Source organism: Epilithonimonas zeae (assembly GCF_900141765.1).
In the GTDB taxonomy this organism is placed as follows: domain Bacteria; phylum Bacteroidota; class Bacteroidia; order Flavobacteriales; family Weeksellaceae; genus Epilithonimonas; species Epilithonimonas zeae.
Genome location: NZ_FSRK01000001.1, coordinates 2,532,631 through 2,556,889, shown reverse-complemented (window position 1 = coordinate 2,556,889; position 24,259 = coordinate 2,532,631). Strand labels below are relative to the sequence as shown.

The 24,259-nt window shown below is 32.8% G+C and carries 23 protein-coding genes; 17 read left to right on the top strand and 6 right to left on the bottom strand.

What is annotated here, in order from left to right:
* The first annotated feature begins 1 nt into the window (after nucleotide 1).
* The 17 genes from BUR19_RS11670 to BUR19_RS11590 all read left to right on the top strand — a co-directional run bounded on the left by BUR19_RS11670 (nucleotide 2) and on the right by BUR19_RS11590 (nucleotide 17,291).
* Nucleotides 2-2,356 carry a GumC family protein gene (locus BUR19_RS11670; RefSeq protein WP_074235483.1) on the top strand — a complete coding sequence of 785 codons (2,355 nt, stop codon included), beginning with the start codon at nucleotides 2-4 and terminating at the stop codon, nucleotides 2,354-2,356.
* 12 nt (nucleotides 2,357-2,368) lie between these two features.
* Nucleotides 2,369-2,770: a sugar 3,4-ketoisomerase gene (locus BUR19_RS11665; protein WP_074235482.1), complete on the top strand. Its 402-nt coding sequence runs from the start codon at nucleotides 2,369-2,371 to the stop codon at nucleotides 2,768-2,770.
* The gene (locus BUR19_RS11660) at nucleotides 2,763-3,179 is read left to right on the top strand and encodes a sugar 3,4-ketoisomerase (protein ID WP_074235481.1); all 417 of its coding nucleotides are present in this window, start codon (nucleotides 2,763-2,765) and stop codon (nucleotides 3,177-3,179) included. Before BUR19_RS11665 ends, BUR19_RS11660 begins: the two co-directional genes overlap by 8 nt.
* Nucleotides 3,172-3,636, top strand: coding sequence for an acyltransferase (locus BUR19_RS11655; RefSeq protein WP_074235480.1), 465 nt, complete (start codon nucleotides 3,172-3,174; stop codon nucleotides 3,634-3,636). The genes BUR19_RS11660 and BUR19_RS11655 overlap by 8 nt, the downstream gene beginning before the upstream one ends.
* On the top strand, nucleotides 3,633-4,733 hold the full coding sequence (locus BUR19_RS11650; RefSeq protein WP_074235479.1) for a DegT/DnrJ/EryC1/StrS family aminotransferase: 1,101 nt from the start codon (nucleotides 3,633-3,635) through the stop codon (nucleotides 4,731-4,733). The genes BUR19_RS11655 and BUR19_RS11650 overlap by 4 nt, the downstream gene beginning before the upstream one ends.
* On the top strand, nucleotides 4,733-6,013 hold the full coding sequence (locus tag BUR19_RS11645; RefSeq protein WP_074235478.1) for an O-antigen translocase: 1,281 nt from the start codon (nucleotides 4,733-4,735) through the stop codon (nucleotides 6,011-6,013). Before BUR19_RS11650 ends, BUR19_RS11645 begins: the two co-directional genes overlap by 1 nt.
* Entirely contained in the window at nucleotides 6,010-7,071 is a 1,062-nt protein-coding gene (locus BUR19_RS11640) for a glycosyltransferase family 4 protein (RefSeq protein ID WP_074235477.1), read from the top strand. The genes BUR19_RS11645 and BUR19_RS11640 overlap by 4 nt, the downstream gene beginning before the upstream one ends.
* 151 nt (nucleotides 7,072-7,222) lie before the next feature.
* Nucleotides 7,223-8,257, top strand: a complete 1,035-nt coding sequence (locus BUR19_RS11635) for an EpsG family protein (protein ID WP_175565897.1) — start codon at nucleotides 7,223-7,225, stop codon at nucleotides 8,255-8,257.
* An 88-nt stretch (nucleotides 8,258-8,345) separates the two neighbouring features.
* On the top strand, nucleotides 8,346-9,191 hold the full coding sequence (locus BUR19_RS11630) for a glycosyltransferase family protein (RefSeq protein WP_074235475.1): 846 nt from the start codon (nucleotides 8,346-8,348) through the stop codon (nucleotides 9,189-9,191).
* A 17-nt stretch (nucleotides 9,192-9,208) separates the two neighbouring features.
* The gene (locus BUR19_RS11625; RefSeq protein ID WP_074235474.1) at nucleotides 9,209-9,958 is read left to right on the top strand and encodes a glycosyltransferase family 2 protein; all 750 of its coding nucleotides are present in this window, start codon (nucleotides 9,209-9,211) and stop codon (nucleotides 9,956-9,958) included.
* Nucleotides 9,959-9,984: 26 nt separating this feature from the next.
* Entirely contained in the window at nucleotides 9,985-11,079 is a 1,095-nt protein-coding gene (locus tag BUR19_RS11620) for a glycosyltransferase (RefSeq protein WP_074235473.1), read from the top strand.
* A gap of 145 nt (nucleotides 11,080-11,224) precedes the next feature.
* The gene (locus BUR19_RS11615) at nucleotides 11,225-12,367 is read left to right on the top strand and encodes a hypothetical protein (RefSeq protein ID WP_139297318.1); all 1,143 of its coding nucleotides are present in this window, start codon (nucleotides 11,225-11,227) and stop codon (nucleotides 12,365-12,367) included.
* A 160-nt stretch (nucleotides 12,368-12,527) separates the two neighbouring features.
* Nucleotides 12,528-12,974, top strand: coding sequence for an adenylyltransferase/cytidyltransferase family protein (locus tag BUR19_RS11610; RefSeq protein WP_074235471.1), 447 nt, complete (start codon nucleotides 12,528-12,530; stop codon nucleotides 12,972-12,974).
* Nucleotides 12,975-12,981: 7 nt separating this feature from the next.
* Entirely contained in the window at nucleotides 12,982-13,527 is a 546-nt protein-coding gene (gene rfbC / locus BUR19_RS11605; RefSeq protein ID WP_074235470.1) for a dTDP-4-dehydrorhamnose 3,5-epimerase, read from the top strand.
* A 94-nt stretch (nucleotides 13,528-13,621) separates the two neighbouring features.
* On the top strand, nucleotides 13,622-15,013 hold the full coding sequence (locus tag BUR19_RS11600) for an exopolysaccharide biosynthesis polyprenyl glycosylphosphotransferase (RefSeq protein WP_074235469.1): 1,392 nt from the start codon (nucleotides 13,622-13,624) through the stop codon (nucleotides 15,011-15,013).
* Nucleotides 15,014-15,102: 89 nt separating this feature from the next.
* Nucleotides 15,103-16,404 (top strand): 30S ribosomal protein S12 methylthiotransferase RimO, encoded by a 1,302-nt coding sequence (gene rimO, locus BUR19_RS11595; protein WP_074235468.1) that lies wholly within the window; start codon nucleotides 15,103-15,105, stop codon nucleotides 16,402-16,404.
* A gap of 518 nt (nucleotides 16,405-16,922) precedes the next feature.
* Entirely contained in the window at nucleotides 16,923-17,291 is a 369-nt protein-coding gene (locus BUR19_RS11590; RefSeq protein WP_074235467.1) for a septal ring lytic transglycosylase RlpA family protein, read from the top strand.
* 69 nt (nucleotides 17,292-17,360) lie between these two features.
* Here the strand turns inward: BUR19_RS11590 and map are convergent, their stop codons facing one another.
* The 6 genes from map to BUR19_RS11560 all read right to left on the bottom strand — a co-directional run bounded on the left by map (nucleotide 17,361) and on the right by BUR19_RS11560 (nucleotide 24,245).
* A complete protein-coding gene (map, locus tag BUR19_RS11585; RefSeq protein ID WP_074235466.1) occupies nucleotides 17,361-18,125 on the bottom strand; it encodes a type I methionyl aminopeptidase in 765 nt (254 codons plus the stop codon).
* 488 nt (nucleotides 18,126-18,613) lie between these two features.
* A complete protein-coding gene (locus BUR19_RS11580; RefSeq protein WP_083600755.1) occupies nucleotides 18,614-20,203 on the bottom strand; it encodes a M48 family metallopeptidase in 1,590 nt (529 codons plus the stop codon).
* A 128-nt stretch (nucleotides 20,204-20,331) separates the two neighbouring features.
* Nucleotides 20,332-21,954, bottom strand: a complete 1,623-nt coding sequence (gene groL / locus BUR19_RS11575) for a chaperonin GroEL (protein ID WP_074235465.1) — start codon at nucleotides 21,952-21,954, stop codon at nucleotides 20,332-20,334.
* Between the two features lie 52 nt (nucleotides 21,955-22,006).
* Nucleotides 22,007-22,285 carry a co-chaperone GroES gene (locus tag BUR19_RS11570; RefSeq protein ID WP_074235464.1) on the bottom strand — a complete coding sequence of 93 codons (279 nt, stop codon included), beginning with the start codon at nucleotides 22,283-22,285 and terminating at the stop codon, nucleotides 22,007-22,009.
* A 179-nt stretch (nucleotides 22,286-22,464) separates the two neighbouring features.
* Nucleotides 22,465-23,175 (bottom strand): DUF3108 domain-containing protein, encoded by a 711-nt coding sequence (locus tag BUR19_RS11565; protein WP_074235463.1) that lies wholly within the window; start codon nucleotides 23,173-23,175, stop codon nucleotides 22,465-22,467.
* 62 nt (nucleotides 23,176-23,237) lie between these two features.
* On the bottom strand, nucleotides 23,238-24,245 hold the full coding sequence (locus BUR19_RS11560) for an o-succinylbenzoate synthase (RefSeq protein ID WP_074235462.1): 1,008 nt from the start codon (nucleotides 24,243-24,245) through the stop codon (nucleotides 23,238-23,240).
* Nucleotides 24,246-24,259 lie beyond the last annotated feature (14 nt).

Genomic DNA, 24,259 nt, shown 5'->3' with positions numbered 1-24,259 from the left:
AATGGACGTTACGAAAAAAGAAGAAGAATTCAATTTAAGGGAGGTTATTAAACCGTATACAAAAAGATGGTATTGGTTTCTAGGAGCAATGTTTCTAACAACAGTTCTTGCAGTATTATATATAAAATTTACGACGCCTATCTATAAGATACAATCATCCGTACTCATAAAAGATGCAAAAAAAATGTCCACAGCATCTGGAGATTTTGGCGTGCTGTCTGGACTTGGAGGCTTTGCTGGAATGGGTACTAATAGTATAGAAAACGAACTAGAAATTTTTAAATCTAAAAAGATTATAGAAGATGTTACAAAAAATCTTAAACTTCAGGTTTCTATTTATTCTAGGGAAAAATATCATGACGTAGAATTATACAAAAATACTAACCCATTTATTATTCATGTAATAAATGAAAAGCCTTTTGAGGAGTTACCTAAAGAGCCAATTAATGTTAAAATACAAGGTAATAAGATTACTCTTTCTTCTAATGAATTAAAAGCTAATATTATTACGACCTTTAATAAAATAATCAGTCTTCCATATGCTAATTTTATAATCACAAAAAATTTAAATTTTAATCTTAAGAAAGTTAAAAAGTTGGATTTGAATGATTTTTATTTTACTTACTCCGATTTTGCTACTATTGTAGATAATTATCAAAAGGCATTGGAAGTAGATTTGATGGATAAGGATGCAACAGTAATTGGTTTATCTATGGCACATTCTAATAAGGAAAAATCTCAGGATATTCTTAATAATCTAGTTGATATTTATAATGAGTATGCTATTAATGATAAAAATACAGAATCGAAAAAAACCAAAGATTTTATAGATGAAAGAATAATATTAATATCAAAAGAGCTTGGAGATGTAGAAACAGAAAGAGAACAATTCAAAGTAAAAAATGATATTGTTGATATTGCAACAGAAGCAAGAATCAATTTGCAGATAGCTACTGAAACTAGGAGAAAATCTCTTGAGACAGATACACAAATTGAGGTTTCCAAGATGCTTTTGGGGTACATTGACAGCCAATCTTCAACTTATCAAATTCTACCTACAAATATAGGTTTAGATAATCCTACAGCTACTTCCAACATTACAGCGTATAATAAACTTGTAATGGATAGAAACAGATTGTTGGAGAATGCTACACTAGAAAATCCATTGGTTAAGGAAATTACAAAAGATCTTAATGGACTTAGAACTGCTATGCGGGAGAGTATTCAAAGATATTTAATAAACTTGAATACCAGCAAAAATCAAATTGATAGAGAAAATAACTATAGTGATACAGAAATACAAAAAGTTCCAAGACAGGAAAAGCTTTTCAGAAATATAGAGCGCCAACAACAGATTAAGGAAAACCTATATCTTCTTTTACTGCAGAAAAGAGAAGAAGCTGCAATTTCCATGGCCATGACAGATAACAAAGCAAGGGTTGTAGATCATGCCTACGTTTTGAAAAAAGCTGTTGCCCCCAAAAAAATGTTATCTATATTGGGTGCCTGGATAATGGGACTTTTGATACCATTTGGCTTTATATACATTAGAGAACTTCTTAATAATAAAATAATCAGCAAGCATGATTTAGAGAAAATTACAGATACCCCAATTTTATCAGAAATTCCTAGATTGTATAAAAAAGATGGTGAGACTATTGCTAAAAATGATGTGTCTCCATTAGCAGAATCCTTTAGGATTTTGGTTACCAATCTTAATTTTATGTTGCCTAAGACCAATGAAGCAAAAACTATTTTTGTGACTTCTACAATCAAAGGAGAAGGTAAAACATTTGTTTCTGTCAATCTTTCGTTAGCTTTGGCATCATCTACAAAAAAAATATTAGTAATTGGTTCCGATATTAGAAATCCACAGTTACAGAGATATAACCCTGAGATGAAAAATAGTAAGGGCTTATCCGAGTACCTTTATGAAGAAATTAATAACCCCAACGATATTATTCATCCAAGTGGATTCCATCCAAATTGTGACTTTATTTACTCAGGAGTTATTCCACCGAATCCGACAGATTTACTACAAAATGGTCGTTACAATCAATTATTAGATGCCGTACGGAATGTCTATGACTATATCATTTTAGATACCGCACCATTGATGCTTGTAACAGATTCGTTCTTAATATCCAGTGTCGCAGATGCTACTGTTTACGTTACAAGATCAGAAATCACAGAAAAAGGGTTTATTGATTTTGCAAACAAAAATATTGCATCACAGAAAATCAAAAATGTTGGTTTTGTTCTCAATGATGTTCATAAAACTAATTTTGGCTACGGAAATAAATATGGCTATGGCTACCAAGCAGAAGAGAAAAAATGGTGGCAAAGGATATTTTAATTATAATAACAAATGAGAAATCCTGAAATTATAAAACTTCCAAAGATAGTGGATCCAAGAGGTAATCTGTCTTTTTTTGAATATCCGAATCAATTGCCATTTGAGATCGCAAGAACCTATTGGCTTTATGATGTTCCGGGAGGAGAAGTACGTGGCAGTCATGCTTTCCGAGAACAACAGGAATTTATTATTGCTTTGTCGGGTAGTTTTGATGTCGTTCTGAACGACGGGGAGAAAGAAGAACGTTTTTCTCTTAATAGATCCTATTATGGATTATATATACCCAAGATGTATTGGAGGAGAATAGAAAACTTTTCAACCAATTCATTGGCTTTAATTGTATCTGATAAGAATTATAACGAAGCAGATTATATTAGAGATTTTGAAGATTTCAAAAATTTGAAACATGGATAAGAAGACAGTTTTCGAGTGCTCTGTTATTGATTTGGGAAAAGTTAGTTTTCCGGAAGGTAATCTTACTGTTATAGAAAATGATTCACAATTTCCTTTTGATGTAAGAAGGGTCTTTTATCTTTATGATATCGCTGGTGGCGAAAGTAGAGGTGCACATTCTCACAAAGAATGCCATCAATTCCTAATTGCCGCAAGTGGTAGTTTTGAGGTTCAATTGGATGATGGAAAATATAAAACACAAGTGTTTCTAAATCGTCCTGATGTAGGATTACATATCCCGCCAGGCGTTTGGGCATCTGAAGTTAATTTTTCTTCCGGAGCTATTTGTTTGGTTTTAGCTTCTCATACTTATAATGAGAATGATTATATAAGAAATTACGACGACTATTTAAAATACATCAATGAGTAAAATTCATCCTTTATCCGATGTACAAACAGCAACCATAGGAGAAAATACTTTGGTTTGGCAATACACAGTCATTCTAAAAGAAGCAGCAATTGGTGACAATTGCAACATCAATTGTCAGGTTTTTATAGAGAATGATGTTATCATAGGTAACAACGTAACGGTTAAACCAGGCGTTCAGATTTGGGATGGGATTCGTATTGAAGACAATGTATTTATTGGACCGAATGTCACTTTTACCAACGATCGGTATCCACGTTCCAAACAATATCCGGAAGAGTTCCAACAGACCATTGTTAAAAAAGGAGCAAGCATTGGAGCCAATGCAACTATCCTTGGAGGAATTACTATTGGCGAGCACGCATTGATAGGAGCTGGTAGTGTGGTAACAAAAAATGTTCCCGCAAATGAATTGTGGGTAGGTAATCCTGCAAAAAAACTCAAAAATATAAACAAATGATTAAGTTTTTAGATTTACAGAAAATTAATTTAACCCATCAGGCGGAGATAGAAGAAAGACTTATTGCTACTTTTAGAAGTGGATGGTATCTACTTGGCAATGAAGTAAAGGTATTTGAAGAAAACCTGGCTAAATATACAGGTAGTGCATTTGCAATAGGTGTTGCCAATGGATTAGATGCGCTAAGATTGATTCTCCGAGCATATATAGAATTGGGAATATTCCAAAAAGGGGATGAGATTATTGTTCCTGCCAATACTTATATAGCTTCTATATTAGCTATTTCAGATAATGACTTGGTTCCAGTCTTGGTTGAGCCATCTCTGGAACATTATAATATTGATATTGATAAAATTGAGGAAAAAATTACTGAAAAAACCAAAGGTATTTTAATTGTACATCTTTATGGAAGAGTCATTTTTTCTGAAAAACTGAAAGAGATCTCTGAAAAATATCAATTGAAAGTTATAGAAGATAATGCGCAGGCCATTGGTGCAACGTGGAAAGGAATCAAAACCGGAAATTTGGGTGATGCCGCCGGATTTAGCTTCTATCCGGGAAAAAATCTGGGTGCTTTAGGTGATGCCGGTGGAATTACTACCAATGATGAAGCTTTGGCAAAAACGATTAGAGCACTAGCCAACTATGGATCCAATCAAAAGTATGTTAATATCTATCAGGGTCTGAACTCGCGATTAGATGAGATCCAGGCTGCTGTCTTGGATGTGAAATTGAAATATATTGACACTGAAAATGACCGTAGAAAAGAAATAGCAGCAATATATATAGCTGAAATAAAAAACCCAAAAATAGTTTTGCCGGAAAATCCTAAAGATATTGCAGAACACTCTTGGCATATCTTCCTCATCAGGTCAGAGGATAGAGAAGCTTTGCAAAAATATCTTACGGACAAAGGTGTTCAGACACTTATTCACTATCCAATTCCGCCACATAAGCAGCAAGCTTATAAGGAGTGGAATGATTTGTCTTTTCCAATCACAGAGCAAATTCATAGAGAAGTTCTAAGTTTGCCAATATCTCCTGTTATGACGGATGAGGAAGTCTTATCAGTTATACAAATTATTAATGAATTTTAATGATTGCAAAAACAAAGAAAATACTATCGAGTGATCTTGTAAAAGTTTTCTCCTATACAGGGTTTTCTACTTTAATAAAACTTATCACAAGTTATGTAACGGTAAAAGTTGTTGCTAGTATTATTGGTCCCTCTGGTGTAGCTTTGGTTGGGCAATTACAGAACTTTACATCAATCTTCACGACGGTTGGAGCTGGTGGCATTAATAACGGTGTTGTAAAATATGTTTCCGAATATAAAGAGGATAAAACTACTCTACAAAAATATTTAAAAAACGGTTTCAAACTAACAGCTTATTTTTCAGGGATATCAAGCCTTTTTTTAATTGCTCTGTCAACATATTTGAGCCGGTGGGTTCTTTTTGAGGAAAAGTATCATTATCTGTTTATCCTTTTCGGGCTTAATCTGATGTTACTTTCATTTAATAATTTTTTCTTGTCTGTACTTAATGGTTTCAAAGAATTTAAAAAATTTGTAAGCATTAATATTTTTACTAATATCATCAGTTTGATATTTACCGTGATATTAGTATGGATATATGGTCTAAAAGGAGCACTAATTTCGTTGGTAACTTATCAGGGATTTATTTTGCTTATTACACTGTTTTATCTGAAGAAGAAATCCTGGTTTTCAAAACAATTATGGGGCAATTGGGATAAGCAGATTGTTAGAAAATATTTTTCATACACTCTTATGGCTCTTGTAACTGCAATGACACTTCCTGTCTCGCAATTGTTAATCAGAGGGTATATTATAAAGGAGTATTCTATAACAGATGCAGGATTTTGGGAGGGAATTAATAAGATTTCAGCAATGTATCTGATGTTTATTACAACATCTTTTAGTGTCTACTATCTTCCGAAACTTGCTGAGATAACAGATAACAACATCTTGAGAAAAGAAATTTTTAAAACGTATAAAATCATTACACCACTTATTTTTATAACTTTAGTTATGATATATTTGTTAAAGGATGTCGTAATAAATATACTTTTTACAAAAGAATTTTATCCAATGAAAGAACTGTTTTTATGGCAATTGATTGGTGATTTTTTTAAAATTATGAGCTGGTTGTTAGCTTTTGTGATGGTAGCAAAATCTATGACTAAAATGTATATCATTACAGAAATTTTGTTTGCAACTTCTCTAGTTTTGTTATCCTATTATTTTATAGACCACTTTGGTATTTTAGGTTCTACACAATCGTATTGTATTAATTATTTTTTATACTTTGTTGTAATGGTAGTAGTCTTCAGTAAAAAATTGAAATTAGCAAGATGAAAATTATAGTACCAATTTTAGGGAAATTTGGAAACTCGGGAGGGTTTCGTGTGCTTTCCAAACTTGCCAACTATTGGATTTCCAGTGGTAATGAGGTCAGCTTTCTTGTGTATGTTGGTTCAGAACCACCTTATTTTCCAACTACTGCAGATTTTTTATACTACAATAAAAAAGGTAATTTGGTTTCAAAAGACCAAAAAGATGCGTCTCTGCCATTATTGAGAATGTTTCAGATGAGGGTAGCAATGCAGACTGCTCTAAACAATTGTTACGCAGATGTTGTTTTGGCTAATCATTGTCTGACTGCGTTACCTGTAAAAAAATCAGTAATTAAGGCAAAAAAGTTCTACTATGTTCAGGCCTATGAGCCAGAGTACTATTATAGAAAGACTTTGAAAGATTTTATTTTTAAAAAAATAAGTAAGAATTCTTACAATCTCGGGTTAGATATTATAGTAAATGCTGATATGTATAAGAATTATGCTAATTTGCATTCGACAAAGGTGGTTTATCCTGGAATTGATCTTGAGGTTTTTCGTCCTGCTCTCAATGAAGAATCAAGCAATGAGAAAATTATAATTGGAACAATTGGCCGATTGGAAGAATATAAAGGAACTGCATACGTTATAAAAGCCTTCCAGTTGCTGCGACAAGAATTGGGTGAACGTGTAGAGCTTCATGTCGCGTTTGGAGAGGAAGCAATGGGTAATATTGATGGTGTAAAGGTTTTTTATCCCAATGGAGACCATAATTTAGCAGATTTTTATAGATCTTTGGATATCTATGTTTGTGCCGGAACTGTACAATTGGAAGCAATACATTATCCTGTTTTGGAATCTATGGCTTGCAAAATACCCGTTATTACAACTGGATACTATCCTGCCTCTATAGATAATGCAGAAATTGTACCTATAAAAAATGCGGAAGCTATCAAGCAAAAACTCTTAAAAATTATATCAGATAAAGATGATGTTAAAATTAATAAAGCTTTTGAAGATGTAAAACAGTTCGAGTGGACACATATTGCTAATAAAATGTTGAACTATTTTAAAAACTAAATAAGTTTGCAAATTTCATACGATGGTTGTGGAATAAAAACAATGATATATAATTTTTTGATTTTTTTTGTTGTCTGTCCATTTTAAAAAGAGATAAGACAGATTATTAACACTTATGACTTACTATTTATTTTTTGTCGTAACATCAATTTTGGCTTTAGCAGGAAACTACAAGTTCAAAAATATTGTTGTTACAATACTAATTATAGCACTTGCCTTATTTGCAGGTACGCGGACGGAGATAGCGCCTGACTTTAAGATGTACAAGAATTTTTTCAGATTTAGTGAAGATAGCTACAAGGACTTTGTTGATAATAATGTGACTTTAGAACCAATTATTTATATTATTCCAAACTTTCTGAAACTTTTTTTTGGTAGTAAAACGGATATTATAAACGGGAGTTTTCTTTGCTTTGCTTTTTTGGGAGTAGCTACCAAATTGATTGCTCTGAAAAAATATGCTAATAATTTTTTTCTGGGCTTCATTATCTACTTTACTTATCTCTACCTTATGATGGAAATGATAACCATTAGAGCTGGTATTGCCGGAGGTGTTTTTCTTCTCAGTTTACCTTATTTATACAAAGGAATGTATAAGAAAAGCCTTTTGATGATTTGCCTTGCAATGATTTTTCATACATCCAGTGTAATCTTTTTTGCCATTTTCATCGTCATAAGATTAAATGTTAAGATAAAATACTATTATTACTCATTAATACTTTCCTTTATATTAATAGCAACAAAAGTTAATCTCTTAACATTACTTCTATTAGATAAGGTTTTTCCAAAAGTTAAAGCCTATTTGGATTTGATGGAAAAAACTAAAGAGGAAGATGTCAATATTTTTAGTTTTAGAATCTTAATAGCTTTGTTTATGACTGTTTTCTTAGGATTCTACTATAATAAGCTGAAAAAAATAGAAGGATTTGAAGTCTTGTTCAGGATTCATATAATTTCACTTTTCCTGTTTTTCTCCTTCAGTGTTACAGCATCGGTATTTTCAATCAGAACATTTGAGTTATTATCTGTGGCTCAGTTATTACTGTTTCCTATGTTAACTTACGTTTTTGCACCTAAATTCAAATATATAGCCTGGGTTATTTTAATTATCTTTTCTTTTGCCCAGATATACTACATGATAGATATTTCGGAATTTTATGAACAATATAAATCTTGGCTTTTTTAATATTTCAAAAATAGAAAATACAAGATGTAAATCTTTTTTTATAAACGATTTTTACTTAGATTTAAAAAAAGATTTTCTATAAAACGTTATGATGAAATTAGCAGGTGTTGTAATCACTTTTTTTCCTGATATTCCAGAATTACAAAAAAATATCAATTCTTATATTGACGATTTGGATTTTCTTGTTATTTGGGAAAATACACCAATTGATAAACGGAATTACAAGGAAGATGATTTAAAAAATATAAGTGACAAAGTTATTGTTATGGGAGTAGGCAGTAATCTAGGAATAGGCGCTGCTTTGAACCAAAGTATCTGGCATCTTTTGGATTATGACTGCGATTATTTTGTAACTTTTGATCAGGATAGTAGTTTTGACTTCGGTGTTTTAAATCAATATAAAAAACTCGTTACAGAAAACAACCAGGAAGAAATTGGGGTTTTTGGTACCAATTATATTTCAAATGATAGTCTAGCTTATAGTGGTGATTTTGATAGTTTGGTAGTCAATGAATGTATAACATCTGGCTCTATATTTCCTAAAACAAATTTTATAAAAGGTCATTTTTTTAATGAGGATTTTTTTATTGATGCTGTGGATTTTGAGTACTGTTACAGGATTGCTAAAACTTCTGGGCTAAGTACAGTCATTTTTCCAAAAATTATTCTCAATCATAATATTGGCTACTCTGATCAATCTTTTGTAAGTAAACTGTCAGACAACTATTCGGCATTTCGTACATTTTTCCTGATAAAAAATCAAATCTATATTTGGCGAAAATATCCCGACTTATTTGAATTTAAAAGAAAAATTCATTTGGTCATAAAATACATTATACTTAGGATTGTTTCTGTTGTTTTTTTTGAACGAGATAAATACGCAAAGTTGAAGTCGATAATCAGAGGAATTAATCAAGGGCTGTCTAAGCCATAATTTGATAAAAGAAACTAATGAAAGTAAGCGTTTGTATTGCAACTTATAATGGCGAGAAGTATATTGTAGAACAATTAACATCTATTTTGAATCAAATAGGGCGTGATGATGAAGTAATTGTTTCAGATGATCACTCAAGCGACAGAACTATAGAATTTATAAATTCTCTCGATGATTATAGAGTGAAGGTGATTCTTAACAACGGTGAAAAAGGTTATACCTCTAATTTTGAAAATGCACTCTTGAATTCTACAGGAGAAATTATTTTTTTATCAGATCAAGATGATATATGGTTACCTGGTAAATATGAAGTTGTTGTAAAACATCTTGAAAAATATGATCTTGTTGTGACCAATTCCAAAGTTACGGATGAAAACCTAAATGTGACACACCATTCGTTCTTTGCCTTATATCATTCCAGAAAAGGCATTGTGAAGAATCTTATAAATAATACGTATTACGGCTCCTGTATGGCATTCCGAAAATCAGTTTTAAATTACGCTTTACCATTTCCAAAAGACAGAAAAGTTGGTTTTGATATTTGGATCGGACTTGTAGCAGAAATAACGGGTAAAGTCTTTTTCTTACCAGAACCCTATCTCCTCTACAGGAAATCTGCAGCCAGTGTTACTGTAGTCGGAAATAATCTCTTAACAAGAAGTAATAATCCTTTGTCAGAAAAAATTATTAAAAGATTAATCATTATGTACTATTTTTCTGTATTTTACGTAAAATATAAATTTGGAAAAAAAGAGATCAATTTTTAATCTCTCAAAAACATTTATTAATAATCATGAAAGTAGCATTAGTTCAAGATTGGCTAACGGAATTGGGTGGAGCAGAAAAAGTATTTAAACAAATTCTTGACATCTATCCTGATGCAGATATATATACTTTAGTTTACAATAAAGAAGTTTTGAAAAAGCTGGATATAGAAGAAACAAAAGTAACTGCATCTTTTATTCAAAATTTCCCTTTTTCAAAAACGAAATATAGAAACTATCTTCCTTTCTTTACAATGGCTATAGAGAGTTTTGATCTTCGGGGATATGATCTTGTGATTAGTTCTTCATATTGTGTTGCCAAAGGTGTTCTTACCACATCAACACAAAAACATATATGCTACTGCCATTCTCCAGTACGCTATGCGTGGGATCTACACCATCAGTATTTGGAAGAAGCAAATCTGAAAAAAGGATTAAAGGCTTTTGTTGTCAAATATTTTTTACATAAACTGAGAATTTGGGATATTGCTTCACTCAACCGTGTAGATCAATTCGTAAGTAATTCTAATTTTATCAAAGAAAGAATTAAAAAAGTCTATAACCGGGACTCTGTTACTATCTATCCCCCAATAGAGATTGATGAGTTCGAGTATCATCACACAAAAGATGATTTCTACATAACTTGTTCCAGAATGGTTCCTTACAAAAAGATAGACCTTATCGTAAGTGCTTTCTCAAAAATGCCAGATAAAAAGCTGATAGTTATAGGTACAGGACCAGATTATAACAAGATAGAAAAACTGGCAACATCCAACATTACGTTGATGGGCTATCAGACTTTTGCAGTCCTGAAAGATCATATACAAAGGGCAAAAGCTTTTGTTTTTGCAGCAGAAGAAGATTTTGGAATAGTTCCGTTAGAAGCACAGGCGGCTGGAACTCCTGTTATTGCATATAGAAAAGGAGGTGCTCTGGAGACTGTGATAGATGAGAAAACGGGTATCTTTTTTAACGAACAAACTGAAGAATCAATTATCGAGGCGGTGCAAAAGTTCGAGATTATTGGAAGTCATTTTAATACAAAAGACATTAGAGAAAATGCCGAAAAATTTAGTCCATTTTCTTTTAATGATAAATTTACAAAGCTATTAGAGAATTTATAATTTAGATAATTCTAATATGATACTATTCAGGAAAATTTTTCTCTTTCTGATTTTTAATCAGTTGGTATTTGTTAGCTGTCAGAGCAAAAAAGAGAAGGCAAGCATCGATATTGATTTGAGTGTTAAACCTTCAAATATTAATTCTATGTCTGGATTCCTTCACTATCAGGATATTAAAACTTTGGATAGTGATATTAAAAAACTGAAACCAAAGTATTGGAGAATAGGGTGGTCTTTTAATTCTATGGAGGAGATAGATTATATGCGAAAGAATAACATCACACCAATCATGGTTGTAAGTGATAAATATGGCTATCCTTACGAGACTCACAAAAAGTGGGAAGACCCTTTGAAAACAGATAAGCTTGTTGTATTATTGAAAAATATGTATCAGCAAATGGGTAATTCGGTAATCTATGATATTTGGAATGAATCAAGTTTTGAAGAAAAAGAATTTTTTTCCATTTTTAAAAAAGCCCATGATATTATTCGTTCCCAGCCAGGCGGTGATAAGGCTCTCATATCGGGACCTTCTTACGATAAATATGATCCAAAGCAAATAGACCGTTTTCTTCAGTTCTGCCTGGACAATAATGTTAGACTTGATGTGATGAGTTGGCATGAATGGCGTTATGGTGATAAAGAATTTCAGGATATTAAAAAAGATATTGCAGAACTAAAAGTGATTCTTAGCAATAGATATGCTAAAGTTGGCGTGAAAAAAATAATCCTTAACGAAGTAGTGTTTGCAGATATTCAGTTTAATCCTACAGAGATTTTACAAACTCTTAAATCTTTAGAAGAAAGTGGAATAGATGGAGCCTGCAAAGCATGTTGGGAAGAAAGCAACGGCGTATCCAACTGCAATAATAATTCTATGGATGGTATTTTGGATCAAAAAGGAAAACCAAGATCGGCTTGGTGGGCATATAAATTATATAATCTAAGTCTACAAAATAGAGTTAGGGCTCACTCTGATGAGAGTAATCTCATACCTTTCGTTTCCTATGATGATAAGAATATTCATTTAATTGTAGCTAACAATAGCAAGTATAACATTAATCAAGTGAGGATATCAGCCAAAAACCTACTGAAAAATAAAGACTTGAAAAAATATAAAAATTTTAATCTAAAAGTATATCAGATTCCTAATACTGGTGAAAATGTACTTTTAGAACCCAAGTTATTATCATCAAAACAAATGAAGTTGACCAATAATCAACTGATTTATAATTTGACTGACACAGGTTCCAAGACATTGTATTATTTGGTTTTATCAGGAAAATAAACCTTATAATGGTAAATTATCATATCTAGACTCCATAATTGCTTATTCTAAGATAATCCAAGACAAGAAGTTTACTTAATAAAAAGAAATTGTTACTTAAATGTTTTTTTTAGAAATAAACAACAATTATTTTCTATTTTTGCAATCATAGGACTAAAACATGAAAACAGAAAAAATAGGTATAACATTCTCGGCATTCGATTTACTTCACGCTGGTCACATTAAAATGTTGGAAGAAGCCAAGACTGTTTGTGATTATCTCATTGTAGGTCTTCAGATGGATCCAACCATCGATAGACCACAAAAAAATAAACCATCACAATCTGTTGTAGAACGATACATACAGCTGAAAGCTTGTCGGTCAGTTGACGAAATTATCCCTTATAATACAGAAGAAGATTTGATGGATATTCTAAAATCTTTTGTAATTGATGTAAGAATAATTGGTGATGATTATAGAGATAAAAACTTCACGGGTAAAGATTATTGCGAAATGAAGGGTATCCAAATCTATTTTAACAAGAGAGATCACAGATTTTCCAGTTCAGCACTCAAAAAAGCTGTATTTGAACAAGAATTAAAAAAAATAGATTCCACTTTGGGATAATAATTATATGAGAATAAAAGAAACACCTCTCAAAGATTGCTACATAATCGAGCCAACTGTTTATAATGATGATAGAGGTTATTTTTATGAGAAATTCAATGAACAAAAGTTTACAGAACTCTCTGGTCAAAACGGGCATTTTGTTCAAGATAACATTTCGAAATCGTCTTATGGCGTTCTAAGAGGTTTGCATCTTCAGAAAGGAGAGCATGCACAGGCAAAATTGGTTTCTTGCTTGGAAGGAAGAGTTTTTGATGTGGCAGTAGATCTTCGACAAGATTCTCCGACATTTGGTCAATGGTTCGGTATCGAACTTACAGAAGAAAATAAATTACAGCTATACGTTCCAAGAGGTTTCGGACATGGTTTTTCCGTACTTTCTGAGACTGCTGTGTTTTCTTACAAGTGTGATAATTTTTATAACAAAGCTTTTGAAGGTGGCGTGTTATGGAATGATGCGGATCTTGCGATAGATTGGCAATTGCCTTTGGAGGATATTTTACTTTCTGACAAAGATGCTGTTCTTACACCTCTTTCAGCCAAAAACTTTTGATACATACTCAAAAACACAAAAAACACTTTAATGAATTCATTCACTTACCTTGTTGCAAAGTTAGGAATGACTATAATCTAATAGAGCTGGATATATGATTGTTTATCTATTTAGGCACTTACCGAAAATATTTCTTGTTGTAGATTATATTGTAATCAATCTTTTTCTTTATTTATACAACTTTTACTTTTTTGAAGACCAGAGAAGTGATCTGTTTAATATAGATTACAAAATTCAATTTGTTATTGTCAATTTTTCCTGGTTTATAATTACTCAGCTTACAAGGCTCTATAAATCCAATACATTACAAGAATCATCGCTGCAGTTCAATGCACTTACAAAGTCTTGTTTTCTTTTTATTATATTTTTTCTGATTTATCTTTTTTTGGTATTTTCACAAAATATCAATTATGCCAAATTTTCACTGTATTTTATAGTAGTAAGCTTTTTAATGTTTACAAGCAGGTTTATTTTATTTTTATACAGGAAAAAAAATAGAGTGGCCATAGGAAGAAAGCTATATGCCTTCAGTACGGTAATTGTTGGAGAAAGTAATTATTCCAAATTATTGATGTCTGACAGAAGACTTAGAAGAAGTCTGGGTATTAGAAGTTCTTATACATATGATAAAGATAATTGTAAAGAAAAAAATATTGGCGATATCAACCAACTTTTCTCCGATTTGGAAACTGTGAAAATTAATAATATTATCTTCTGTGATGATAAAATTGATATAGATCTGTATGAGAAAATTGTAGATATTGCAGAACATAAAATGATTAGAATCTATATGGTTCCCGAATTTAAAAATAGTCATTTGGGATCTTACTATGTTGATGTGATCCATGAGATGCCTTTCCTTAAACTAATCAAGGAACCTTTGTCTAATCCAAAAAAACAACTTTTAAAAAGGTCTTTTGATATTTTGTTTTCGCTGTTTGTAATTGTTTTCCTCTTATCTTGGTTAATGCCAATTATAGCATTAATAATAAAATTGGAAAGTAAAGGGCCTGTTTTTTTCTTGCAAAAAAGGTCAGGTTTAAAAAATAAACCTTTCGATTGTGTGAAGTTTCGTAGTATGGCAGTTAATGAGATTGCAGATTTGCAGATAGCCAAGAAAAATGATTCCAGAATAACCAAATTTGGAGCCTTTATGAGAAAAACCAGTATAGATGAATTGCCACAGTTTATCAATGTTTTTCTTGGTGATATGTCAGTGGTCGGACCTAGACCTCATATGCTTTCGCAGACAGAGCAATACTCTAAGATAACAAAGAAGTACATGACAAGACACATTGTAAAACCCGGAATTACAGGTTGGGCACAAGTCATGGGTTCCAGAGGTGAGATATTTTCGGACAGAGATATGGAGAGAAGAATAGAAAAGGATATTTGGTACATACAGCATTGGTCGTTTTTCTTAGATCTTAAAATTATATTTCTTACGTTTTATAATATTGTCAAAGGAGACGAGCAGGCTTATTAGTAATCTATTTTTAATAAATACAAATAACAAGGAATCAAAAATTGATTCCTTTTTTTATTCCTAAATTTGCAAACTTAAAATTGTAGATAATGCGTACCAAATCTGTAGGTAAAAAGAAAATTAATATCGTGACACTTGGATGTTCCAAAAATGTCTATGACTCAGAAGTTTTGATGGGTCAGCTGGAAGCGAATGGAAAAAAAGTCGTTCACGAGGAAAAAGGTGATGTTGTAGTGATTAACACCTGCGGATTTATTGATAATGCGAAAGAAGAAAGTATCAACACCATTTTGGAGTATGTTGATTTGAAGAATCAGGGTATTGTGGAAAAGGTTTTCGTGACGGGTTGTTTGTCAGAAAGATACAAACCGGACTTGATTCGTGAGATTCCGGATGTTGACCAATATTTTGGAACGCGTGATTTACCGATTTTGTTAAAACATCTTGGTGCCGATTACAAACACGAATTGGTAGGTGAGAGACTGACAACGACTCCTAAGCATTACGCCTATCTAAAGATTTCTGAAGGTTGCGATAGACCTTGTTCATTCTGTGCAATCCCATTGATGAGGGGGAATCATATTTCAACTCCGATTGAAAAATTAATCATAGAAGCCCAGAAATTAGCAAAGAAAGGTGTTAAAGAATTGATTCTTATTGCTCAGGATTTGACTTTTTATGGTTTGGATATTTATAAAAAAAGAGCTCTTGGAGAACTTTTGAAGGAATTAATCAAAGTAGAAGGAATCGAGTGGATTCGTCTTCATTATGCGTTCCCGACAGGTTTTCCGGAGGATGTTTTAGATATTATCAGAACAGAACCTAAAATCTGTAACTACATTGATATTCCACTTCAGCACATCAATACAGAATTGTTGAAGGCCATGAAACGAGGAACAACATTTGAAAAAACAAATGCACTTCTGGATAAATTCCGTGAGAAAGTTCCGGATATGGCTATTAGAACAACCTTAATTGTTGGATTTCCGGGTGAAACAGAAGAAAAGTTCGAAGAACTGAAACAATGGGTAAGAGATCAAAGATTTGACAGATTAGGTTGCTTCACTTATTCTCACGAAGAAAATACAACGGCTTACGTTTTGGAAGATAATATTCCGGATGAAGTGAAGCAGAAAAGAGTAGAGGATATTATGGAAATCCAACAACAGATTTCTTGGGAGAAAAACCAGGAAAAAATTGGAAAAACCTTTAAATGTATTTTTGACAGAAAGGAAGGTGATTATTTTGTTGGACGTACAGAGTATGATTCACCCGATGTAGATAACACAGTTTTAGTGCCTGCAAAAGATGTCTATATCTCGATTGGAGAATTTGCCAATGTCAAAATTACTTCAGCTGAGGATTACGATTTGATTGGAGAATTGGTGTAATTCATAAAATTATTAATTAAAACCATCTTAATATTAAGGTGGTTTTTTTGTTTTATGTTAAAAAAATATTCGTTTTCAATTAAGTTGTTGTAATTCAGTATTTTATAATTTTATTGTATCCCGTAAATAATGTAAATTTTAATATATTGAATTATTAATAAAATATACTATTAATTTTTATCAAATATGTAAGTTATTTGATTTAGATGAGTTTATATTTAGCTAACATTAATTTAAAAATGATTTTAATTAATTTAATCAAATTATTGTTTAATATTTAATTGTCTGATTTTCAGTAATATTAATATTTTGTCTCAGTCTTAATTGATGAATATAATTAACAAAACTGAAAATAAATTAACATTATTTAACAAATCTTCTAATCTGCGTACTATAGCTGTATTACAGCTTCCAAAAATTAGTTTTTACCTCGAATCTGCTAGTCAAACTTCAAAAGCGAGGTTTCAGTAATCATTCCGAATATCTTTGCAGAGTCAAAACCAATAAATATATTCAAAATGATGAAAAGAGTTATTCTCGTAATCATAATGATGATTTCAACACTTGGCATTTATTCCTTCAAGAGTGATGCCACAGATGCCAAAACAAGTTTTGCATCGTTCTACCACGATAAGTTTAATGGTAGGAAAACAGCAAGCGGAGAAATTTTCAGTAACAGTGAGTTAACCGCTGCTAACAAAACCCTTCCTTTTGGAACAGAAGTAAAAATTACTAATTTGATTTCAGGGAAAAGTGTTGTAGTGAAAGTAAATGATAGAGGTCCTTACCATTCGTCAAGAGCCTTTGATTTATCTAAAGCTGCATTTAGTTCAATCGCAGATACCAGAAAAGGTACTATCGCTATTGAATACGAAATTATCGACTAAGATTATCTTACATTAAAACAAAAAACCATCTCAAAACGAGATGGTTTTTTGTTTTATATAATTCTGGTTTTAATTCCAGATTTCATTCATTTCTGTGAGGATGATTGGTTTCCCATCCGTAATTACAATCGTGTGCTCGTGTTGCGCCATAAAACCGCCTTTGTTTCCAACCATTGTCCAGCCATCGTTAGTTGTATCAGCAATAGATGAAGAAGTCGAAATAAAAGTTTCTATTGCAACAACAGAGTTTTTCTTAAATCTTCTTTGGTCAAATCTATTTCTGTAATTCAGTAATTCATCTGGTTGCTCGTGTAAACTTCTTCCGATGCCGTGGCCTCCTAGATTCTTAATAACCTTGTAGCCCCTCTTTTTGGCTTCGGTTTCCATCAGATGTCCAATGTCAGAAATTTTCACACCACCTTTGATCTGATTGATGGCTTTTTTCAAAATCTCCTTGGAAGCATCCACTAATTTCTGATGTTGATGAAAATCCTTTCCAACTACGAAAGACGAACCATTATCTGCCCAAAAGCCATTCAGTTCGGCAGAAACATCAATATTGATGAGATCGCCCTCTTTCAGAATTCTTTTCTCTGAAGGAATCCCGTGGCAAAACTCGTTATCTACACTGATGCAAGTCCATCCCGGAAATCCGTAAGTTAAATAAGGCGCAGATTTGGCTCCAAAATCAGCTAAAATTTTCCCTCCGAAATCATCCAGCTCTTTTGTGCTCATTCCAGGTTTTGCAAACTCTACCATCGCTTTCAAAGTATAGGCGACCGCTTTGCTGGCTTCCTGCATTCCTTTCAATTCAGATTCGTTGTTGATTGACATTTGTTTTGGTTTTAAGTTTTAAAGTTACGAAAGAATTCTTTATGCTTAAGATTGCTTTAATGTAGCCATTTTCTGTAATAATTCTTTTTTCAGCAAGAAAAAATTTCTTACAATATAGAAATGATAACTATTAACGGCAAAAAATAGGTGCTGAAGATTTGTCTCCAGATATTCATTTTGATTGAAGTATATTAAGTCGTTATTGATATAATATTCCAAATCTTTTCTATTCTGCTCACTGATTTCTTCTTTTAGCAAAGGATTTTCGATGATTTCTCGTAACTCTTGTTTTAGTTTTATTTCCAGCGGTTTTAGCTTTAAGAAGTTTTTGGTAATGCGCTCAAAAGGTGTTGTGGTGCTAACAAAATCTAAAGCTTTGCTGAGTTCCGCAAAAAAGCCGAATTTGTCACCGTAATACTTGTCATAATCATAATACTCAGAAAATGATTGTCTTAATTCAAATTCTTGATTCTTATCTTTTGCTAAACTCAGAAAGTATTGATATCGTTTTGCGTAATTTCTTCTTGTAATTTTTTGATTTGCTCATCTAGTTTTGGAGTCAGAATTTTAGCTTCTTTCGCTTTATATTTTCTTCCGTCATAATCAAAAGTTTTGATGTCGATGGTTTTATCAGCAATAGAAGAAATGGTGTTTTTGTCATTTTCCAAAGCAATTAAAGTATACACTAGTTCTACTTTTTCTTTAGAAAATAAATCCTCAAAATTGGAAACGTTCTCTGATGGGGTAGAGGAATTCAGGTCAAACTGATTCGGGTTTTTGTTATCATAATAATTATTGAAGATTTTATCAAAAGTATCTTTATTATAATTTTTCTCAAATTCATTTTGAAAAGTATCGAGATCTAATTCTGATTTAGGCTTTTCATATTGTACATTGGAAAATATTTTTGTAGTCAGTTTTTCTTCCGTAGCATCTATATTTTTGAACAAAGTTCTTGCAGAGTTGTTGTCATAATCTTTTATAATATTTAATTGTTGCAGTTTGGCAATTCTGTCTTCGGTAGAAGGATGGGAAGCCCATTGATTTTCTATTATCAATTTGGATTTGTTAAACAGTCCGGCTTCAGAGATTTTTACAACAGGTAGATCATATTTCAGTTCCAGTTCGCTTTCTTTTGCTAAAAAATTCATTACGAAATTTTGTTCTTTGTAAATATTTTTGCTGGTTTGGCTTTCTTCGATTTTGCTGTTATAAAAATCGATCACAGAACTGTAAGAATTACCCGCTAAGTCTAGCCTAAGAAGTGATTCTTCCAAAGCTATCGAACCTGCGATATTGGCTGCTACTTCATCTGCGTGAAACTCCATTTCTCTGGAAAGTGCCATATGACGGATGTTAACGAAGGAATACATCTTTCGCAGAATCCATTGGATGGCTTGGGTTATTTTTATTGCTAATTCTGCGAAGATGGCGAAATAACCACTTGCATTGGCCCAATCTTGGACGGTGTTTCTGTAAGATTCATCTTCGTTCACTAAGTTGAAAATGATTTGATTTACATTATAGACATAACCTCCAACTTTCATAGACCGTTGAGAAAAATGTCCGAATTCGTGAGCCAAGATAGCCTTCAGCTCTTGTTTTGTGCAGGCATTAACAAGTCCAATTCCAATAATCAGATTTTTTTTGATGGGCAGAAACATACTCCAAAAACTGGAATCATAGAAAACGCTGGCGTTCACATCGTAAGCCAGATAAACTTTTTTTGGAAAATCTGTTCCTGCTTCTTTTACGATCTCGTCTATCACTTGGAAGAGTTGAGGTTCATCATTTCTAGTGATTTCAGTAAGGTCGCTTCTATCATTGATGTGTTTTTTAAAAAGAAATTTTATCAGGAAATAAGAAATTAAAATCCCAAGGCTGGCAAGTCCAATACCTATCATAACTGTAAAAAACATCGGTTTTATACTAATAATCCAAAGTCCGGCGGCGATACAGCCAATGGTCAAAGCAATTGCGGAAAGGAATAATAAAATATAAACAATGATGAATAAAATGATTGAGAAAATTGCAGAATTGCTTTTCTTCTTAAACTCTTTTGAAACCTGAATCAGCATAAATGGTAATTAATTTTTTTATAAAAAAAAAATCAAATAATATACTGAAAACATTATTAAAAAAATCAAAAAAAAACCGCTCAGAAAATCTGAACGGTTTAATATATATTTGCTTCGGTCGCTGACCGTTACATCATTCCTGGCATTCCGCCGCCCATTGGCATTGCAGGTTCGTCTTTTTTGATTTCAGTGATCACACATTCGGTTGTAAGAAGCATTCCTGAAACTGAAGCTGCGTTTTCTAGAGCAACTCTCGTTACTTTAGTTGGGTCAATGATTCCCGCTTCCAGCATATTTACATATTCGTCAGTTTTAGCATTATAACCGAAGTCTCCAGTTCCTTCTGCAACTTTGGCAACAATTACAGAACCTTCACCACCAGCGTTAGCAACGATTTGTCTTAATGGTTCCTCAATAGCTCTTTTTACGATTTTGATACCAGTTGTTTCGTCAGCATTATCACCTTCGAAGTTAAGGGCAGAAACCGCTCTTACTAAAGCAACACCACCACCGGCAACTATACCTTCTTCAACAGCAGCTCTGGTTGCGTGAAGCGCATCGTCCACTCTGTCTTTTTTCTCCTTCATTTCTACTTCAGATGCAGCACCTACGTAAAGTACAGCAACGCCGCCAGCTAATTTAGCCAGTCTTTCCTGAAGCTTTTCTTTGTCATAATCAGAAGTTGTCGTTTCCATCTGAGCTTTGATTTGAGAAACTCTGCCTTTAATTTGAGCTTCGTCACCACCACCATTTACAATCGTTGTATTGTCTTTATCGATAGAAACTTTTTCAGCAGTTCCCAACATTTCGATAGTTACATTTTCCATTGTGAAACCTCTCTCTTCAGAGATTACAGTTCCGCCAGTCAGAATTGCGATATCTTCCAACATTGCTTTTCTTCTGTCACCAAAACCTGGTGCTTTCACAGCGGCAATTTTAAGAGAACCTCTTAATTTATTAACCACCAAAGTTGCCAAAGCTTCACCTTCAACTTCTTCAGAAATAATTAATAATGATTTTCCGCCTTGTGCAACTGGCTCAAGAACTGGTAACAATTCTTTCATAGAAGAGATTTTCTTCTCAACCAAAAGAATGTAAGGATTATCTAGTTCAGCAACCATCTTTTCAGGATTAGTTACAAAATAAGGCGATTGGAAACCTCTGTCAAACTGCATACCTTCTACAACATCTACAGTTGTGTCGATACCTTTTGCTTCCTCAACAGTGATTACACCTTCTTTCCCAACTTTTCCAAAAGCTTCGGCGATCAATGAACCGATAGTTTCGTCGTTGTTTGCAGAAACAGAAGCTACCTGTTTTACTTTTTCTGTTGAATCACCAACAGTTTGAGACTGAGATTTTAAGTTTTCAACAACAGCAGTTACCGCTTTGTCGATACCTCTTTTCAAGTCCATTGGGTTAGCGCCGGCTGCTACGTTTTTAAGACCTTCTCTTACGATAGCCTGAGCAAGAACGGTTGCAGTTGTAGTACCATCTCCAGCGATGTCATTGGTTTTGGAAGCTACTTCTTTCACCATTTGGGCACCCATATTTTCTACTCTGTCTTCTAGTTCGATCTCTTTTGCTACAGAAACACCATCTTTAGTTACGTGAGGAGCACCGAAAGATTTTTCGATGACTACGTTTCTACCTTTTGGTCCCAAAGTTACTTTTACTGCATTAGCCAATGCGTCAACACCTCTTTTCAAAGCGTCTCTTGATTCTATATCGAATTTTATTTCTTTTGCCATTTTTTGTTGTATTAATGTACGTTGTACAATTTATTTTACGTTTTACAAATTTTTAACCAATGATTCCAAGTAAGTCACCTTCTTTTACAATCAAGTAATCTTTACCTTCAAATTTCAACTCGGTTCCAGAATATTTTCCATAAAGAACTTTGTCGCCTACTTTTACAGTTGTTGGCTCGTCTTTTTTACCTGGGCCAACTGCTACTACAGTTCCTTCTTGTGGTTTTTCTTTCGCAGTGTCTGGGATAATCAATCCAGATGCAGTTTTCGTTTCAGCTGGAGTTGGTTCTACCAAAACTCTGTCTGCTAATGGTTTAAAATTTACTGACATAATAAGTATATAATTTTAATGTTATTCTGATTCCTACATCTCCAACAATGTGCCAATGGCGATGGAAAGCGGAACATGCAACATGGAAGTTAAATTTTGGCAGAATTTATTTATAGATGTGAAATTTTGGCAGAAAAAAAGTTTACCGATTGGGTAAACTTTATATTAGTAAGTTCTCATTATTCCATTATCATTTTCCTTCCACCTGCATTGATTTCCTGCTTAAGAACTTTTCGGGAATCGATATCAATGTAATAAGTGCTCTCCGTTTTTCTATCCTGAATATCATCAGTTGTTTTTACAACCCAAACTTTTTTACCATTATATTCAGATTTCTCAACTTTTTCTATGTAAGCTTTGATAACGCCTTTTTTAGCTGTCGGATTATAATCGAAAATAGAAATTTCTGTTGTATAATTTTCTTTCAAAGGTAAAAATCGGATTAAGGCGGGATAACTGTTGCTGTCAAAATATGGCGAAGTTGTAGCTTCATCAATCATATCTTTTTTCTGAGTTTTCTTATCAAGATAATATCCGGTTGCTTTGTTTTTATTAAATCTAATCGACATATTTCTCATCGAATTTAAAGACGAATGATAAACCGGCTGGAAATTTGAAATTTTAACAATAGTAGAATCAACCCAAGCTTCAGGCGATTGTTTCATCTTGACGGTCGTTTTTATCAGAAGGTCTTTTTTGTTTAATTTCTTAAAATCGGTGGTCACTTTACCAATTTCAAATTTTGAACCAGCGTTTTCCATTGTCCAGCTTACTTCCGATGATTCATCTTGGATATATTTTGAATCAAGCTTAACATTAGTTGGTGAAAGAAGGTTTTGTGCCGAAAAATTGGCAGTGCCAATTATTAAAAGAATAAGAAATGTTCTCATATTTTTTAATAATAAGTAGTGCCGACTAGAATATAGTTACAGCAAACAGAATTTACATTAATTTAATTTCCGAACCAAAGATTTTCACCTTCCAAAAACAATGGTGTTTCAAAATTATTGGTAAACAAACTTCCGGTGCCTAAACCTTGTGGCATCGGATTTTTTTTGGTGTAAGTATATTGAGCAATTGCATTCAGTCCAATATTGCTTTCAAGTGCTGAGGTAATCCACCAACCAATATTGTTTTTTTCTGCCAAATTTATCCATTCATCAGAACCGGAAAAGCCTCCAATTAAACTTGGTTTCAGAATAATATATTGAGGATCGATTTCTTTTAGCAAGTCTTTTTTAGATTCGAAATTTAAAACACCGATTAATTCTTCGTCCAAAGCAATCGGAGTTGGTGTGTTTTTGCAAAGTTCTGCCATAGCTTCCCAATTTCCAGCCTCTATTGGTTGTTCGATAGAATGAATGTCCAAATCTGCTAATTCCTGCAAAACAATTTTAGCCTGTTCCGGTGAAAAAGCGCCGTTGGCATCTACACGAAGTTCGATTTTTTCTTTTGGGAATTTTTGTCTTAAAGATTTTAATATTTCTTTTTCAGAATCCCAATCGGTTCCGATTTTTAGTTTGATACAGGTGAAATCATTTTCCAACTTTTCCTTGATCTGAGATTGCATAAAATCCGAATTTCCCATCCAAATTAATCCGTTAATTTTAATTGAATGTTTTCCATCTGTAAAATCACTTGGAAAATACAAATCTCCCTGATATTCAAGATTAAGTAAAGCCTGTTCGATTCCGAAAATAATAGAAGGATGATTGATTAATTCTTCCTGTAATTCTTCCAATTTGAGATTGATATTACGGCAAGCCCATTCCAAAGCATCTTCATAATCATCATCGTCATCAAAACTCAATCCTCGGAAAAGAGAACACTCACCGATTCCTTTTTTGTCATCTTCAAAAATTTCTATGAAATAAGTTTCTTTCGTGTTCAGAACACCTCGCGAAGTTCCGCTAGGTTGTTTGAAATTGAGAATATATTGATGGAATTTTGCAGTCTTCATTTTACAAAAATAAG